The organism is Chryseobacterium sp. R2ACT005 (genome assembly GCF_049949215.1).
Taxonomy (GTDB): Bacteria; Bacteroidota; Bacteroidia; order Flavobacteriales; family Weeksellaceae; genus Chryseobacterium.
Genome location: NZ_CP188192.1, coordinates 4856102 through 4872546, shown reverse-complemented (window position 1 = coordinate 4872546; position 16445 = coordinate 4856102). Strand labels below are relative to the sequence as shown.

The window sequence follows — 16445 nt, the reverse complement described above, 5'->3', positions numbered from 1 at the left end:
CTGTTAAAATTTTATTATCAAAATATTCATCTTCAAAACATTATCCTGTCTAATAATTTCTTTTGTATTTTTGTTGTATACATTCTTTTCTATGGATTTTAAGCTTCAATCAGAATATAAACCTACCGGAGATCAACCCCAAGCTATTGAAAAACTTACTGAAGGTATAGAGATCGGTGAGAAATATCAAACACTTCTCGGGGTTACAGGCTCCGGAAAAACTTTTACTGTTGCGAATGTTGTAAAAAATGTTCAGCGCCCAACCTTAGTTCTGGCACACAATAAGACTCTTGCGGCACAGCTTTTCATGGAGTTTAAAGAGTTTTTCCCGGAAAATGCCGTGGAATACTTTGTAAGCTACTATGATTACTACCAGCCTGAGGCTTATATTGCCACAACAGGAACTTATATTGAAAAAGACCTGAGCATCAATGAAGAAGTTGAAAAGCTACGTCTTTCTGCAACAGCCAGTCTGCTTTCCGGAAGGAGAGACGTTTTGATTGTGGCATCCGTTTCCTGTATTTATGGTATCGGAAACCCTACAGAATTTCATAAATCTTTAATTTCCATTACTATTGGTGAAAAAGTGACAAGAACAGCACTTCTCCACTCATTAGTCAATGCATTATATTCCAGAACATTAAATGAATTTCAACGAGGAACATTCCGTGTAAAAGGGGATGTAATTGATGTTTTCCCTGCTTATACTGATAATGCGATCAGAATTCAGTTTTTTGGGGATGAAATTGAAAAAATCCAAAGTTTTGACCCAGTTACGGGAAATGTAGAGGATAATTTTGATCAAATACAGATATACCCTGCCAATCTTTTTGTAACATCGAAGGAGACCTTAAATGGTGCCATTAAAGATATTCAGGATGATATGGTAAAACAGGTTGATTTCTTTAGCTCTATTGGAAAACCATTAGAAGCCAAGCGGCTTCAGGAAAGAACCGAACTGGATCTTGAAATGATTAAAGAGCTGGGCTATTGTTCAGGAATTGAGAACTATTCGAGATACCTGGACGGCCGTCTTCCGGGAACAAGACCTTTCTGTCTGATTGATTATTTTCCTAAAGACTTTTTAATGGTTATTGATGAAAGCCACGTAACAGTTCCACAGGTTCATGCTATGTATGGAGGTGACCGAAGCAGAAAAGAAGCACTAGTGGAATATGGTTTCAGACTTCCGGCTGCAATGGATAACAGACCTTTAAAGTTTGAAGAATTTGAAGCCATTCAGAATCAGGTAATCTATGTATCTGCAACTCCTGCAGATTATGAACTTGAGAGAACCGGAGGAGCTTATATAGAGCAGATCATTCGCCCAACTGGACTTCTTGACCCGATTATTGAGGTAAGACCTACTATCAACCAGATTGATGATTTGATGGAGGAAATCCATAAAAGATCTGATGCTGATGAAAGAGTACTGGTAACCACTTTAACGAAGAAAATGGCGGAAGAGCTTACGAAATACTTTATTAAATTCGGAATCAGAACAAGATATATTCACTCTGATGTTGAGACGCTGGAACGTATTCAGATCATGCAGGATCTACGTCTGGGTCTTTTCGATGTGCTAATTGGAGTTAACTTATTACGAGAAGGATTGGATTTACCGGAGGTTTCGTTGGTTGCTATTCTGGATGCTGATAAAGAAGGAATGCTGAGAAGCAGAAGATCAATGATTCAAACCGTGGGACGTGCTGCAAGGAATGTGAACGGAAAAGCGATTATGTATGCTGACAAAATCACCAAATCTATGCAGGCTACCCTGGATGAAACTGAATACCGCCGTGCTAAACAAATACAGTACAACGATGATCATGGCCTGAAGCCAAAAGCATTAAATAAAAAGATTTCTGAAAATCTTGTCGGAAGAAGCAAAGACTTCCCTGATGAAAAATATACTCAAAAAGAGATTCTTCAAAAAGTTGCCGAAACAAAAGCAACCTATGCAAGTGAAGATATAGAGAAAATGATTACGCAGAAGCAGAAAGAAATGGAAGCTGCTGCAAAAAATCTTGACTTTATAAAAGCGGCCAAACTGAGAGATGAAATTACAGCTTTGAAAGCTTAAATAAAACTGTTTTATAAAAAGTTTCGGCGGCATCAAAGATGCCGCCGAAATGCTATTAATGCATATTAATACAACCTTAGCAATGTTGCATACTGTGAAATAAGGTAACTCAAATTTTAACATTGTTTAAATTCCTTATTCAGAGTATCGTTGCACTTATTATCTCTTACCAAGTATAAAACTCACAAATCAAAGAATGAAAAAATATTTTAACTAAGAAAAAGCTAAATCCTAAAAAATAATACGACCGATTTTGTCGCTTTGACAATATATATTTGCACTATTAAACAAAATATGGTTTCCCATATTTGTGATTTAATGATTTTTATATCTTTGTTGCCCAGAAAACTAAATAGCTTTTAAATTTTATACAAATAATGAAAAACAAAGTTATTTCGAGGTTACTCTCTTTGGTAACTATTATGGTCTTGTTATATTCCTGTAGGAATGAGCTGTCGACAGAGCAAGAAGAGACACACAGCAACAGTAGTCAATTCAGACCAACATCTAAAACAATTCGTTTAGAACAAAGTAAACACAAATTAGTTCTTAAAACTGAATTACAAAAAGCACAAACCAATCTCCAAAAGACTAATGTTAATGTATTAGGCAAATCCGTTGATTATGCCAATGGAGTTTCGATTGATACCGACAATGTAACTTACATTGAAGCTGGATCTACTTTCCACACCTATACATTTAATTTAGTTCGAGAAAATACTACTGAGGATGCTCCTATAGAAAATTTAGTATTATCTTCTCTACCGGACGGAACTTATAAGGAACTTTTAGTGACTTACAATTTTACACCACAGGAAAAACTTGACTTGCTTTCAGGAAAAGGAGTGAAAACAGCTGGCAAAACAACAGCGATTGAACTTGCAAAAGGGACTTATGGGGGAGTGATTTCCAATAGAAGTATGGGAGGTGCAGAATCTTGTTCTTATCAAACGGTTGATATGTATTTCTCTTGTTACACAGGAGAACATCACCAAGGTAACGAAAGTAGTTGGGGAAGCTGTAACTGGCAAAACCAAGGAGGTTATCCCTCTCAACACCTTACAGTAGTAGCATTAGTCTGCACAGCAAGTACAGCTTTGGGAGATGATGGCTCATCAGGAGGTGGTGAATTGGGATCCACTACAGGATTAGGAAGTGGACCAGATGAGGGAACTCCTACAATACCAACGCTACCACTTCCAAGAAACACTCCTTGCGGGAAAATAAAGGCTCAAAGGAGAAATGTTGACTTTTATGCTAAAATGAGTTTGCTAGAATCTAATACAGGATTAAAAATGGAAACTGGATTTATACAAAGAAATGATGGTAATTACGAATATAAAGATAATGCTACAGCCACTGAGACAAATAATTCTTTAGGACTTCCTAATGCTAGTTTACCAGAAAATAAAAATATTAAAGGTTACATACATACCCATGTAAACGATTTCACATATTATGATACTACAGAAGGAGCTGATGCTACAAGATTAGGTATAAAAATATTTTCTCCTGCTGATGTACGATACTTTATGGATATGATAAAGAATGCAAAAGATAACTTTAATGATTTAGCAGAAGTTTATGCGATAATGGTTTCAAATTCTGTAAATTATCAAATCCGTTTTACTGGAACCGAATATCAAATAAAAACTTTTACTGATGATGATGTGACGGCTTTAAGACAAGCTTATACTACATTTATGGAAAGTCGGATTGGCAAACAAAAAGAACTAGAATTAGGTTTTCTTCAATTCATTAATGACAGAATGAATTTAAGAGGAGTAAGTTTGTATAGAATGAATACAGACGGAACAAATACAGAAATTAGCCTTAATACTGATAAAACAGATACAACAGAAACAAATTGTCCAAACTAAAAAAAAAATTATGAAATACTTATTTTTTACTTTAATCTTTTTAACTACTTCTTGTAACGCACAAGTAATTTCTTTAGAGGCCGCCGCACAATGTCCAGTAACCTCTAATTGCCCGCAGTATAACTACGCAAAGGATATTAATAACTCTTTAGACAAATATATTAGTACTTGGAAGGGGATTTATAATGGAAAAACTTATGAGTTTCAATTCAAAAAAGGAATATATGAAGAGATAGGCATAAGAAGAGATAAATTAATTGGGAGAATGAAAGTAACTGATTCTAACGGAAATGTTATCTATAATACTTTTAATGAAACTAGTGATATAAAAACCAATTTTGATGGATTAAATTTTCAACCTGATTTAAAAGCATATAGAATGACTTTTGTAGGCAAGAGCGAATTCGCTTGTGGAGAAGAAGGCGTTGTTTATTTAAGAATTAAGCCAGAAACGCCAAATAAAATGAGCATACTTATGTTACAGGATGCTGATATTACATGGGGACAATGCCCGCCTAACTATCAACCCATTATACCTTATAAAACATCAATATCTTTAATAAGACAATAGATTAAGGTTTAAAGCTAAAAAATGATTGGTTTTACCACAGACAGGTAAAACCAATCATTTTTATTTTATAACCAAACTCAAAGAATTGGTTATGCAATGAGGGGTTAGTTCCGCTAAGTTATATCAAATTCAAGTAAATATATATTACCCTATCTTTGATGCCGCCGAAGCTTTATTCTGAGATTGAAATATTTTAATTTTTATAATCCGTTTCTTACTGCTGCTCTGATAGGAGTCAAAAGATCCATCAGACCATTTAATTTGATCTCATAAACTGTTGAAAGCTGCATTCCCAGTTTTCCCTTTGGCATTCCGTTTCTGTTGAACCATTCCAGGTAGCTTACCGGAAGATCTACCAGGACCGTTCCTTCATACTTCCCGAAAGGCATTTTCATGACACAGATTTCTTTTAATATTTCCGGATTGATTCCTTCCACGCTTTTATATAATTAAATTAATTTTTCTTCAAGATCATTCTTATTGGGTAATTCGAGGTCTGGAGGCGTATCTTCGTCTGAAAATTCATTTCTGTACACCTGAACCAGAAGAAGTGTCAGTGAGATCAGAATAGGCCCGAAAATAAGCCCCATGAAGCCAAAAAGATTCATTCCCATGATAATTCCGAATACAGTATTCAAAGGGTGGATATTTTCCAGTTTTTTCAAAAGGGTAAAACGAAGAAGATTATCTGTAAGACCAACCACCACAACACAATAGATTGCTAAGCCGACTCCCTGTACCGTATTTCCTTCAGCAATCATAAAGATACACACCGGAGCATATATAATAGCAGTTCCTACCACAGGAATTACTGAAGCTGCTGCCGTTAATGCAAAAAGGAGTATTGCTCCCGGTGCCCCAAAAATAAGATATCCTATAAGCGCCACGATCCCCTGTCCTACTGCCACAACGGGAATTCCGATAGCATTGGCCATAATCAGTTTTCTCATTTTATCGCCAATCAAAGAAATGTTGGATCTCTTCAATGGTGCGGAAGAAGTCAGAATCTTTTCGAAGAGTCTTGGTCTTTCCAACATAAAATAAAGTATAAAATACATGGACATCACTACGGTAAGCGTATTGAAAGTACCACTGACTGCAGATGTAGAAAACTTCCCTACATTATCTTTCAGTTTTGCCATATTCTCTTTGCTCAGAATATCAAATCCTGTTTTAGAGAAAATATAAGAATGTATTTTATCCAGGAAAATATTGAACTTGGCCATATAAGCCTGCGCATTCCCCAGTTTATCAATAATCAGATCAGCAATAAAATAGATAGGAAGAATAAGAACGATAAGACTCGCAAACATTAATGCAAACGCAGCAAGTGAAGGTTTCCATTTTTTTTCTTCCTGCAGATAAAAGTTATACTTCCTGCAGACTACATAAATGGTGATTGCTCCCAAAACGGAGGGAATAAACAATGCCAGATTAAAACAGATCAACCCTGCCAATACCACAATAATGGCCAGCAACGACATCTGCTTTATCGCAACACTGCTTATTTGTTTGTCCTTATTCATCATGTATTTTATATTTATTTACTGTACATAATTTGTCTTGGTTTTCCTAAGAAAGCACAATACGTAGAGTACATTACAATCATAATAAACGGAGCGGTTAAGATTACCCCAATTCCGCAAAGAATAACCCCTGCAATAGAGATCAGAAACCCTAAGAATCCGGTTAGTAAGAAAATCCCATAATTTTCTTTAGCAATATTGAAAGATTTCCCTAAGGCATCTGTAGCTGAAGCATTTTCAAATAACAGAATTGGATACCCTAATAAAAGGAAAGGATATACAAAAATAATAGGCAGCACACACAATGCAAGAGCAACTGAAGAAATAATCCCCGACAGAAGACTGTAGATCAATATATTTACAAAATTCTGACGGTATCCGATGAATAGATCAGAAAACTCAATAGGACTTTTGGTATTATATTTATTCACCATGTAGATCAATCCTACATACAAAGGAGATAATAAGAGACCGAAAAGACTGGAAGCACCCATATACAAAGGAAGTCCCGGAGCACTCCAATAATTGAAGTCACCTCCTGAAGATTTCATATCTTCTACGATAGAAGCAGAGTCAAATCCAGTAAGCATCTGAATAACAGACCCTCCAACCAGATAAATAATCATTGCTACGATTCCGTAACCGAAAACACCTTTATACATTTCAAAGGCATGAGAAATAATCGACCCCGTATCTCTGTTAGGTACAGAGCCTTGCTGATCAAATTCGTTAAATTCAGACATAGTTTAAATATTTAATGATTTTACCAAATTTAGCTTTTTTTAATAAAAAATCATATCAAACACGAATGAATTTTAACTTTTCTCTGAAAAAACGGTTTTATAAAGTGAATATATCATAGCATTCCAAAACGGGAATGTGAAAAGTCCTCCTATCAAAAACAGAGCAAAACCTAAATACTTAAATAGAAAAGCAACAATTACACAAACCATTATTTCCACAAAATACATTTTAAGGGCTTTAAAGTTCAGAGAAATTGCTTCAAATATCCTTTTATTCGTAAAAAACATGAGCGGCGCTACAAATAGGGTCACTGCAACCCAAACCACCGCCAGTATTACGGTAGAAATTGTAAATCTGTAAATAAAGAACCAGAAAAGAAAATACCCTACATATTTAAAAAAGTTGAGCCCATTGTACCCTGCGAACAGATCCCCGATCACAATATTTTCTTTAAGATCAATTTTCCTGAAGATCTGGAACATCCCAAGATTTAATGGATACAAAAACGCTGTAGTTCCCCAGATGGCCAGTGTAAACATCTGATAATTTTCGGTAGCTGTTATTTCTTCCATTTTTTTCAGATACACCTTAGTGCCTTGCAAAAAAGCTTCCTCCAATTCTTTATTGTAAGAGAAAACGTCATATTTCGCTCCAAAAAGCATAACAGCGGTAAGCAATATTGCAAAAAAGATGATGGAAAACATCAACTGAAAGACCAGTGTTTTATTCCAATAAAAAAAAGCCTGCTTCAATATAAAATCTAGTCCCGGTTTCTGAGGATATTTGTTCTGCATCATAAAAAATTTATGCAAAAGTAAACATCAATAATTATTTTTGCAGAATGTTTTCAATGAATCATCAAAAATTTATGGAAATGGACGAGCTTTCTCTTCAGAAGGTTCCTTATTTTTTCATAATCGACTTTCTCTCGGAGAATGTCGAAATATATCAGCAACATGAAATTGAAAAATCAGGTTTAATTATTGATTTTCAAGAGTTTTCAAACATAAAAGAAACACACACGCTAGATAAAAAAGTACTCTGGAAGTCTTTTCCTGAAACGTTGGAAAGCTTTAAAACCGGCTTTGATAAGGTTCAGAAAAATATTCGTTTGGGAAACTCTTATTTAGTAAACTATACTAGAAAAACGAAAATAGAGACAAATTTAACCTTAAAAGAGATTTTTTATCATTCAAATGCAAAGTATAAAGTTTTTTATAAAGATTTTTTTGTATTTTTTTCTCCTGAAACTTTTGTAAAGATCATTAACGGTAAAATTTTAACCTATCCCATGAAAGGTACTATTGATGCCTCTATTGAAAATGCTGCGGAAATACTAAAAAATGATAAAAAGGAAAAAGCAGAACATTACACTGTAGTAGATCTGCTCAGGAATGATCTGAGCATGGTGGCTGATGATGTAAGTGTGGACCAGTTCCAGCACATTGATTTCATCAAAACCCAGCAAAAGGATCTGTATGCAATGAGTTCTGAAATTTCAGGAATAATAAAACCTGAATTTGATGGAAAAGTAGGAAGTATTATGCAGAAGCTTCTTCCTGCTGGCTCTATTTTAGGAGCTCCCAAGCCTAAAACGCTGGAAATAATTCTGGATGCGGAAGGGTATGAAAGAGGATATTACACGGGCGTTTGCGGCTGGTTTGACGGCGAAAATGTTGACAGCTGTGTGATGATCCGTTTTATAGAAAAAGAAGGAAATCAACTCTATTTCAAAAGCGGAGGCGGTATAACGCATATGAGTAAGTTAGAAGACGAGTATCAGGAAATGAAAAATAAAATCTATGTCCCAATTCATTGAAAGCATTAAAGTAGAAGATCAGGAGATTTTTCTATTAGACTTACACCAGAAACGTGTCAATCAAACATTTTCCCATTTTGGGAAAGAAGACTCTATTGATCTGGCCAAGATCTACAAAAATCTGCAGCATGACGAGGATGGTCTTTTCAAACTAAGAATTTCTTATGATCTCGACAAAAGAGTCAGGACACAGATGATTCCTTATGCTATTCCTGAGATTCAGAATTTCAAGCTGGTAGAAAACAACAGTTTTGATTATTCATTTAAGTTTGAAGACCGTAAAGAGTTGGATAAAATGAAGATGAAATCCAAAGCAGAAGAAATTATCATCGTTAAAAATAATCATATCACTGATACCTCTTTTTCCAACCTTTTATTTTTAAAAGGGAAAGACTGGTTTACTCCCGCTACCTATCTTCTGAACGGGGTACAAAGACAACATCTTTTAAAGCATAAAAAGATCAAAGAAACGGAGATCACTTTACAAAATATAAAGCAATTCACCCATTTCCAGATCATTAATGCATTGAATGATTTTGATGATATGTTCATCTATCCTATCGACAGAATTATCAATCTGCCGGGGAATGAAGAATATCTTGATCTTTAAGATTATTTCATAAATTCAAAGTATGACTTCAGTACATCTGCACTATTCTTCCCGTGAGTATTTACTTCAAGGATTTTTGGCTGTGCGTCAGGTTTGAAGAAATTCTCAAGAACTCTGTCAAGCGTAATTTCATCCTCTACCTTTACGTAGGAGAACCCAAAGTGCTTGGCAAGAGATTCTGCATTTTTACGGTGTTTTGTAGCAATAAACTCGTCTAATGTATTCGGGTTGGCATTTCCGGGACCAGGAATGATTTTAAAGATATTTCCTTCACCATTATTGAAGATCATAATTCTTACGAACGGCGGAATATATTGATTCCAAAGTCCATTGATATCGTAAAAGAAACTTAAATCTCCTGTGATCAGTAAAGTAGGGTTTTCATTTTTAATAGCAAACCCCATTGCCGTAGAAGTAGATCCGTCAATACCGCTGGTTCCTCTGTTACAGTACATTTTTCGCTTTCCAAAATCAAACAGCTGTGCATATCTGATCCCGGAAGAATTACTGAAATGGATGTTATAATTTTCAGGAATCGTCTGTGAAGCCTTATTGAAGAAATAAAAATCTGAGAAATCAATCGTATTTAAAAACTGCTCGTGTTTAGCATCTTTTTTATCCCTTAAAACGTCCCAAAGGTTAAAATAAGGTCTAGGCTCCAGATTGATAAACTTCAACAATTTTGAGAAGAAAACTTCAGGCTTAGCTTCAATTTTTTCTGTCAGTGAGAAATAAGTATCCGGCTGCCATACTTCATCCAGATGCCAGTGCTGCTTAGGACGGGCACTTCTCAGGAACTGTTTTACTTTTTTGGAAACTACATTCTGCCCTACTGTAATCAACAGGTCGGGGGCATAGGTTTTATAGTCTTCTTCTGTAAAATTAAATATATAACGGTCTATATGTTTGAAAAACTTCTCATGATGCAGGTTAGAATTAGCTTCGCTTAAAACAATAACAGAATGGTTTTTCACCAATTGCGTCAATTGATTTTCCAACTCAGGACTGTAATCTCTTGTTCCTACCAACAGCATAATTCTTTGTGAAGTGTGCCATTCTGCAATTAAATTTGAAGGGATTTCATACTCTTTATGCTTGATTGTTTTTTCTACCGTAGGAAAAGTAGGAAGTTCTGATACAAGCTCATACAAAGGCTCCTCCAAAGGAATATTAATATGCACAGGCCCCTGCTTTTCAAAGCAAAGTTCAATGGCTTTTTTAATGATATCGAAATTAATATCTTCTGCATGGTCTTTGCTGTCTTCCAAAAGCTGGAAGTCACCATAAGAATGCTGATGAAAAACATCCTTCTGTCTTATCGTCTGCCCATCGAACAGATCAACATAATCAGTCGGTCGGTCAGCAGTAAGTACCAAAAGTGGAATATTCTGATAAAAAGCTTCAGTAACAGCAGGATAGTAATTTACCACCGCAGATCCGCTGGTACAGGTAATTGCTACCGGCTTCTTTTCGCTTTTCGCCATCCCCATTGCCACAAAAGCAGCACTTCTTTCGTCTACAATACTGTAACAGTTGAAACTATCTACCTCTGAAAAATGAATGGCCAAAGGAGCATTTCTTGACCCCGGAGAAATTACAATATCAGCAATTCCGTACTGTTGAAGAAGATGTGCAAGTATTTGGATACTTCTCTTAGAAGAATATTTTTTCATACAGCAAATTTAACTTATAAATAATGATTTTAAAATCATTTAATTTAAAAAAAATGTAATTTTGCTATTCGTAAATTTCTAAAAATGGATAAAATACCTAGTGTAGACCTGCGTGATTTCCTTTCGGACAACCCGGAACGCAAACAGAAATTTGTAAATGAAATCGGAAAAGCTTATGAAGAAATTGGTTTTGTAGCCTTAAAAGGCCACTTTCTTGATAACAACCTAGTGGATGATTTGTATGGAGAGGTAAAAAACTTTTTTGAACAGCCAGTGGAAACAAAAAAGAAGTATGAGATTCCAGGTATTGGCGGCCAGAGAGGTTATGTAGGATTTGGAAAAGAAACTGCAAAAGGTTTCAAAAGAGGAGACTTAAAAGAATTCTGGCACTTTGGGCAATATTTGTCTGATGATTCAAAATACAGAACTGAGTATCCAGACAATGTAATCGTTGAAGAACTTCCGAAATTCAACGAAGTGGGTAAAGAAGCATTCCAGATGCTTGAGAAAACAGGACAGTATGTTCTAAGAGCTTTAGCATTGCACCTTGGTTTAAATGAATTTTATTTTGATGACAAAATAGCAGAAGGAAATTCTATTTTAAGACCTATTCATTATCCTCCAATTACTGAAGAGCCGGATGATGCTGTAAGAGCTGCTGCTCACGGTGACATTAACCTTATTACTCTTTTAATGGGAGCACAAGGGAAAGGACTTCAGGTTCAGAACCACACCGGAGAATGGATTGATGCCATTGCAGAACCGGATGAACTGATGATTAATGTTGGAGATATGCTTTCAAGACATACCAACAACAAACTGAAATCTACAATCCATAGAGTGGTAAACCCGCCAAGAGAGCTGTGGAGTACTTCAAGATATTCAATTCCTTTCTTTATGCATCCTATCAGTGCAATGTCATTAAATGCACTTGAAAATTGTGTAGACGAAAACAATCCAAAACTATACGAAGATACAACTGCCGGAGAATTCCTGCATGAACGCTTGATCGAATTAGGATTGATTAAAAAATAAATAAAAAGGCTGTCTCAACGTTGAGACAGCCTTTTTTATTCTATTCCTTATTATAAGAAATATACAAACACATTTACATAGCAAATTGATGTTTAATCATTTTGTTCTATCCTGTTATACAATAAAATTCAGGACATGGTGTAGGCTGTGTAAAAGTTCCCCACGGACAGATACAGGTATAAGAATCACCACCACCAGGATTTCCTCCACCTCCCGGATTTCCTCCGTAAGGCACACATTTTCCACCTGAACAGATCTCCCCCGCAGAGCATCCTCCTTCTCCTGGGCCTCCGCCTTCAAAACAATAGGCCGGGAAGTCAACTCCGGCTACAATACTTCTCTTGTCTTCTCTTGAAAGTTTTTTTAGATTTTTCATAGTTTTTGATTTTTAGTATTTCCTACTCTATAAGCTTTTCGGATAACGCTTACTTAAAAATAATATTTATTCCTTTAATAATCAAATATTTAAATAAAATTGAGTTTCTAACAAATTCAAGAGACACTGGTTTCATTAAAATTTATTTTTTTATATACCATATCCTATTTAATTTAAAATATTTTATTTATTTTTACTTTACCTACAAATTTTTAATTAAAAAAATATGAAAAATTTAAAAAAACTACAAAAAGACCAATTAAAAAACATTTCTGGAGGTGCTACTCTTCCTGAAACAGATTTCTGTATGTATTATTGCAGCGGAGTAATTGTTTGCGCTACCTGCAGTGATGATTTCAAATGCCCGGACACAAACAGTGATATGTAAGATTGAAAATCAAAATGTGATAAAATAGAACCGTTTCTTTAGAGAAGCGGTTTTTTATTTCTTTTGAATTAAAATAAGATGGATTTTGGTAAGTTATACATCTTTCTTATATCTAAGTAAGCCTTCAAGTATAATAATCGATTTATAAGCTTAAATTTAAAGTATTCTTAAGTAAGATTTATATATACGATAAAATAGGATTGATGAGGAAATACTTTAACAAATTTCAGAAGCCTTTTCCCGCTATCCATTCATACTCCTCACGCCAGGCTGCCCTGCGCTGCATCCCACTGGCTCTCCCAGGCATGCTGCGGGGTAACCATTACTATCGGGGCTAGGGAGAAAGCTAATTATGAATTATAAGTTATGAATGATGAGTTGTGAGATTCTGGGTATGAACTGTGGGATGAGAAATGAGGAGTTCTAAATCATACTAATATCCCTTTTCCCAATTATGTCATTCCGTAGGAATCCAAGTATTAGAGTCTAAAGGATTCAAAGGATAAACTACAGAATATAAAATGTATTGTATAAACTCCTACGGAGTGGAGTATGTATCAATGATAAACGGTAAATAATCAATGATCTTGGATTACAATAGGGGACAGTCAATCATTATTGATTGCTGATTGCCTATTATTTATGAGTTGGGTATAGGCTTGGGTATAACGCAAAAAAAAATCCTTTATCATAAGATAAAGGATTTTTTAAAAATAAAATAAAAACTGGCGGCGGCCTACTCTCCCGCTTTCGCAGTACCATCGGCGCTGGTGGGCTTAACTTCTGTGTTCGGAATGGGAACAGGTGAGCCCCACCGCTAAAACCACCCTAAAGAAGGTATATAAGGTTGCACGGTATAGATAAAAGGATACAGGTTTTACCTGATTCCCAATAGCTACCATCTGCTACCTGGTTATTTTCGATAAAAACTTTCACAAAGAGGTAACCTTGCTGCACTTCCGTGCGCCATATTAGGCTATAAATCTACGGGTAATTAGTACTACTCGGCTATGACATTACTGTCTTTACACCTGTAGCCTATCAACGTCGTCATCTCCAACGACCCTTAAAAGATGTCTCATCTTGAGGCGAGTTTCGCACTTATATGCTTTCAGTGCTTATCTCTTCCAAACGTAGCTACTCAGCAGTGCACCTGGCGGTACAACTGATACACCAGAGGTTTGTTCAATTCGGTCCTCTCGTACTAGAATCAAGCCCTCTCAAACATCTAACGCCCGCAATAGATAGAGACCGAACTGTCTCACGACGTTCTGAACCCAGCTCGCGTGCCACTTTAATGGGCGAACAGCCCAACCCTTGGGACCTTCTCCAGCCCCAGGATGTGACGAGCCGACATCGAGGTGCCGAACCTCCCCGTCGATGTGAGCTCTTGGGGGAGACTAGCCTGTTATCCCCGGAGTACCTTTTATCCTATGAGCGATGGCCCTTCCATACGGAACCACCGGATCACTATGTCCTGCTTTCGCACCTGATCGACTTGTAGGTCTCACAGTCAAGCACCCTTATGCCATTACACTCTACGCACGGTTACCAAGCGTGCTGAGGGTACCTTTGAAAGCCTCCGTTACTCTTTTGGAGGCGACCACCCCAGTCAAACTACCCACCACGCAATGTCCTTCCATTAAGAAGTTAGGCTCCAAGTAAGTAAAGGGTGGTATTTCAACGTTGGCTCCACCTACACTAGCGTGCAAGCTTCAAAGCCTCCCACCTATCCTACACATTACTTACTCAAAGTCAATACGAAGTTATAGTAAAGGTTCACAGGGTCTTTTCGTCCCATTGCGGGTAATCGGCATCTTCACCGATACTACAATTTCACAGAGCTCATGGTTGAGACAGTGCCCAGATCGTTACACCATTCGTGCAGGTCGGAACTTACCCGACAAGGAATTTCGCTACCTTAGGACCGTTATAGTTACGGCCGCCGTTTACTGGGGCTTCAGTCAATGCCTTCGGTTTAACCCTAAGCACCTTCCTTAACCTTCCAGCACCGGGCAGGTGTCAGACCCTATACTGCATCTTTCGATTTTGCAGAGTCCTGTGTTTTTGATAAACAGTCGCCTGGGCCTCTTTACTGCGGCCACCATTGCTGATGGCGTCTCTTCTCCCGAAGTTACGAGACTATTTTGCCTAGTTCCTTAACCATGATTCACTCTAGCACCTTAGGATTCTCTCCTCGACTACCTGTGTCGGTTTTGGTACGGGTTGCTTCACTTCGGCTTTTCTTGGAAGCACTTTCCCTACAGCAGCTTCGCCCGAAGGCTAGGCCTTGACTATTCCGTCAGTCTCCAGTAAGTACGGCACTCCGTCCCCTTTTTAGTGTGAGCAAGTATGGGAATATTAACCCATTGTCCATCCACTACCCCTTTCGGGTTCGCGTTAGGTCCCGACTAACCCTCAGCTGATTAGCATGGCTGAGGAAACCTTAGTCTTTCGGTGAGCGGGTTTCTCGCCCGCTTTATCGTTACTTATGCCTACATTTTCTTTTCTATCCGCTCCACAATACCTCACAGTACTGCTTCAGCGCAAATAGAATGCTCTCCTACCAGATGTACATAAAGTACAAATCCATAGCTTCGGTAATATGTTTATGCCCGATTATTATCCATGCCGGACCGCTCGACTAGTGAGCTGTTACGCACTCTTTAAATGAATGGCTGCTTCCAAGCCAACATCCTAGCTGTCAATGCAGTCCAACCGCGTTGCTTCAACTTAACATATATTTGGGGACCTTAGCTGTTGGTCTGGGTTCTTTCCCTCTCGGACATGGACCTTAGCACCCATGCCCTCACTGCCGTAGAACATTTATTAGCATTCGGAGTTTGTCAGGAATTGGTAGGCGATGAAACCCCCGCATCCAATCAGTAGCTCTACCTCTAATAAACTTATATACGACGCTGCACCTAAATGCATTTCGGAGAGTACGAGCTATCTCCCAGTTTGATTGGCCTTTCACCCCTACCCACAGGTCATCCGAAGACTTTTCAACGTCAACCGGTTCGGTCCTCCACTCTGTGTTACCAGAGCTTCAACCTGCCCATGGGTAGATCACAAGGTTTCGCGTCTAATCCTACTAACTATACGCCCTATTCAGACTCGCTTTCGCTCCGGCTCCGGTACTTAATACCTTAACCTCGCTAGTAAAATTAACTCGTAGGCTCATTATGCAAAAGGCACGCCGTCACAGCTTAATGCTGCTCCGACCGCTTGTAGGCGTACGGTTTCAGGTTCTATTTCACCCTTCTATTCGAAGTGCTTTTCACCTTTCCTTCACAGTACTTGTTCACTATCGGTCTTTCAGGAGTATTTAGCCTTGGAGGATGGTCCCCCCATATTCAGACAGGATTTCACGTGTCCCGCCCTACTCATTTATCACTCAAATATGCCTTTCATATACGGGGCTATCACCCTCTACGGCCGTTCTTTCCAGAACATTCTATTAAACATATATCAGCTTTTGGGCTAATCCGCTTTCGCTCGCCACTACTTACGGAATCTCTTCGATTTCTTTTCCTCCGGGTACTTAGATGTTTCAGTTCTCCGGGTTTGCTCCTCCTTAGAGGTGACTGGTCTTCAACCAGCCGGGTTGCCCCATTCGGACATCTGCGGATCAATTCGTGTGTGCCAATCCCCGCAGCTTTTCGCAGCTTACCACGTCCTTCGTCGCCTCTGAAAGCCTAGGCATCCGCCATACGCCCTTAACGATTTCTTTCCTAATA

At 37.6% G+C, this 16445-nt stretch carries 13 protein-coding genes and 2 rRNA genes; 7 read left to right on the top strand and 8 right to left on the bottom strand.

What is annotated here, in order from left to right:
* Positions 1-91 precede the first annotated feature (91 nt).
* From uvrB to ACPF63_RS22380, 3 genes are all read left to right on the top strand, one after another.
* A complete protein-coding gene (uvrB, locus tag ACPF63_RS22390) occupies positions 92-2083 on the top strand; it encodes an excinuclease ABC subunit UvrB (protein ID WP_426481379.1) in 1992 nt (663 codons plus the stop codon).
* Positions 2084-2460: 377 nt separating this feature from the next.
* Positions 2461-3963 (top strand): hypothetical protein, encoded by a 1503-nt coding sequence (locus tag ACPF63_RS22385; RefSeq protein WP_426481378.1) that lies wholly within the window; start codon positions 2461-2463, stop codon positions 3961-3963.
* A 10-nt stretch (positions 3964-3973) separates the two neighbouring features.
* The gene (locus ACPF63_RS22380; RefSeq protein ID WP_426481377.1) at positions 3974-4534 is read left to right on the top strand and encodes a DUF6705 family protein; all 561 of its coding nucleotides are present in this window, start codon (positions 3974-3976) and stop codon (positions 4532-4534) included.
* 200 nt (positions 4535-4734) lie between these two features.
* Here the strand turns inward: ACPF63_RS22380 and ACPF63_RS22375 are convergent, their stop codons facing one another.
* The 4 genes from ACPF63_RS22375 to ACPF63_RS22360 form a co-directional block, all read right to left on the bottom strand.
* Positions 4735-4962, bottom strand: coding sequence for a DUF3820 family protein (locus ACPF63_RS22375; RefSeq protein ID WP_077419572.1), 228 nt, complete (start codon positions 4960-4962; stop codon positions 4735-4737).
* Between the two features lie 21 nt (positions 4963-4983).
* Positions 4984-6063 (bottom strand): AI-2E family transporter, encoded by a 1080-nt coding sequence (locus ACPF63_RS22370; protein WP_426481376.1) that lies wholly within the window; start codon positions 6061-6063, stop codon positions 4984-4986.
* An 11-nt stretch (positions 6064-6074) separates the two neighbouring features.
* Positions 6075-6803, bottom strand: coding sequence for a beta-carotene 15,15'-monooxygenase (locus ACPF63_RS22365; RefSeq protein WP_047381924.1), 729 nt, complete (start codon positions 6801-6803; stop codon positions 6075-6077).
* A 72-nt stretch (positions 6804-6875) separates the two neighbouring features.
* Entirely contained in the window at positions 6876-7598 is a 723-nt protein-coding gene (locus tag ACPF63_RS22360) for a hypothetical protein (RefSeq protein WP_426481375.1), read from the bottom strand.
* A gap of 47 nt (positions 7599-7645) precedes the next feature.
* Here ACPF63_RS22360 and ACPF63_RS22355 point away from each other — a divergent pair, with 47 nt between their 5' ends.
* Both ACPF63_RS22355 and ACPF63_RS22350 read left to right on the top strand, forming a co-directional pair.
* Positions 7646-8623: an aminodeoxychorismate synthase component I gene (locus ACPF63_RS22355; protein ID WP_426481374.1), complete on the top strand. Its 978-nt coding sequence runs from the start codon at positions 7646-7648 to the stop codon at positions 8621-8623.
* Positions 8607-9233 (top strand): aminotransferase class IV, encoded by a 627-nt coding sequence (locus ACPF63_RS22350; protein ID WP_077419385.1) that lies wholly within the window; start codon positions 8607-8609, stop codon positions 9231-9233. The genes ACPF63_RS22355 and ACPF63_RS22350 overlap by 17 nt, the downstream gene beginning before the upstream one ends.
* Positions 9234-9235: 2 nt before the next feature.
* Here ACPF63_RS22350 and menD read toward each other — a convergent pair whose 3' ends face one another.
* Positions 9236-10906, bottom strand: coding sequence for a 2-succinyl-5-enolpyruvyl-6-hydroxy-3-cyclohexene-1-carboxylic-acid synthase (menD, locus tag ACPF63_RS22345; RefSeq protein WP_426481373.1), 1671 nt, complete (start codon positions 10904-10906; stop codon positions 9236-9238).
* 84 nt (positions 10907-10990) lie between these two features.
* Between menD and ACPF63_RS22340 the strand changes: the two genes are divergently transcribed.
* Positions 10991-11941, top strand: coding sequence for an isopenicillin N synthase family dioxygenase (locus ACPF63_RS22340; RefSeq protein WP_426481372.1), 951 nt, complete (start codon positions 10991-10993; stop codon positions 11939-11941).
* A 106-nt stretch (positions 11942-12047) separates the two neighbouring features.
* On the opposite strand, the gene ACPF63_RS22335 is transcribed toward ACPF63_RS22340, so the two are convergent.
* Positions 12048-12317: a bacteriocin-like protein gene (locus ACPF63_RS22335; protein ID WP_426481371.1), complete on the bottom strand. Its 270-nt coding sequence runs from the start codon at positions 12315-12317 to the stop codon at positions 12048-12050.
* A gap of 226 nt (positions 12318-12543) precedes the next feature.
* On the opposite strand from ACPF63_RS22335, the gene ACPF63_RS22330 reads away from it, so the two are divergent.
* Entirely contained in the window at positions 12544-12705 is a 162-nt protein-coding gene (locus ACPF63_RS22330; protein ID WP_426481370.1) for a bacteriocin-like protein, read from the top strand.
* 723 nt (positions 12706-13428) lie between these two features.
* Here ACPF63_RS22330 and rrf read toward each other — a convergent pair.
* Together rrf and ACPF63_RS22320 are read right to left on the bottom strand one after the other, a co-directional pair.
* Positions 13429-13536: ribosomal RNA gene (rrf, locus tag ACPF63_RS22325) — 5S ribosomal RNA — on the bottom strand.
* 143 nt (positions 13537-13679) lie between these two features.
* Positions 13680-16438 (bottom strand): 23S ribosomal RNA (locus ACPF63_RS22320).
* Positions 16439-16445: the final 7 nt, after the last annotated feature.

Bases quoted from the DNA above. Each gene is read 5' to 3' on its own strand.
- menD (WP_426481373.1), bottom strand. From the start codon at position 10,906: ATGAAAAAATATTCTTCTAAGAGAAGTATCCAAATACTTGCACATCTT.
- ACPF63_RS22365 (WP_047381924.1), bottom strand. From the start codon at position 6,803: ATGTCTGAATTTAACGAATTTGATCAGCAAGGCTCTGTACCTAACAGA.
- ACPF63_RS22335 (WP_426481371.1), bottom strand. From the start codon at position 12,317: ATGAAAAATCTAAAAAAACTTTCAAGAGAAGACAAGAGAAGTATTGTA.
- ACPF63_RS22355 (WP_426481374.1), top strand. From the start codon at position 7,646: ATGTTTTCAATGAATCATCAAAAATTTATGGAAATGGACGAGCTTTCT.
- ACPF63_RS22385 (WP_426481378.1), top strand. From the start codon at position 2,461: ATGAAAAACAAAGTTATTTCGAGGTTACTCTCTTTGGTAACTATTATG.
- ACPF63_RS22350 (WP_077419385.1), top strand. From the start codon at position 8,607: ATGTCCCAATTCATTGAAAGCATTAAAGTAGAAGATCAGGAGATTTTT.
- ACPF63_RS22380 (WP_426481377.1), top strand. From the start codon at position 3,974: ATGAAATACTTATTTTTTACTTTAATCTTTTTAACTACTTCTTGTAAC.
- ACPF63_RS22370 (WP_426481376.1), bottom strand. From the start codon at position 6,063: ATGATGAATAAGGACAAACAAATAAGCAGTGTTGCGATAAAGCAGATG.
- ACPF63_RS22360 (WP_426481375.1), bottom strand. From the start codon at position 7,598: ATGCAGAACAAATATCCTCAGAAACCGGGACTAGATTTTATATTGAAG.
- ACPF63_RS22330 (WP_426481370.1), top strand. From the start codon at position 12,544: ATGAAAAATTTAAAAAAACTACAAAAAGACCAATTAAAAAACATTTCT.
- uvrB (WP_426481379.1), top strand. From the start codon at position 92: ATGGATTTTAAGCTTCAATCAGAATATAAACCTACCGGAGATCAACCC.
- ACPF63_RS22340 (WP_426481372.1), top strand. From the start codon at position 10,991: ATGGATAAAATACCTAGTGTAGACCTGCGTGATTTCCTTTCGGACAAC.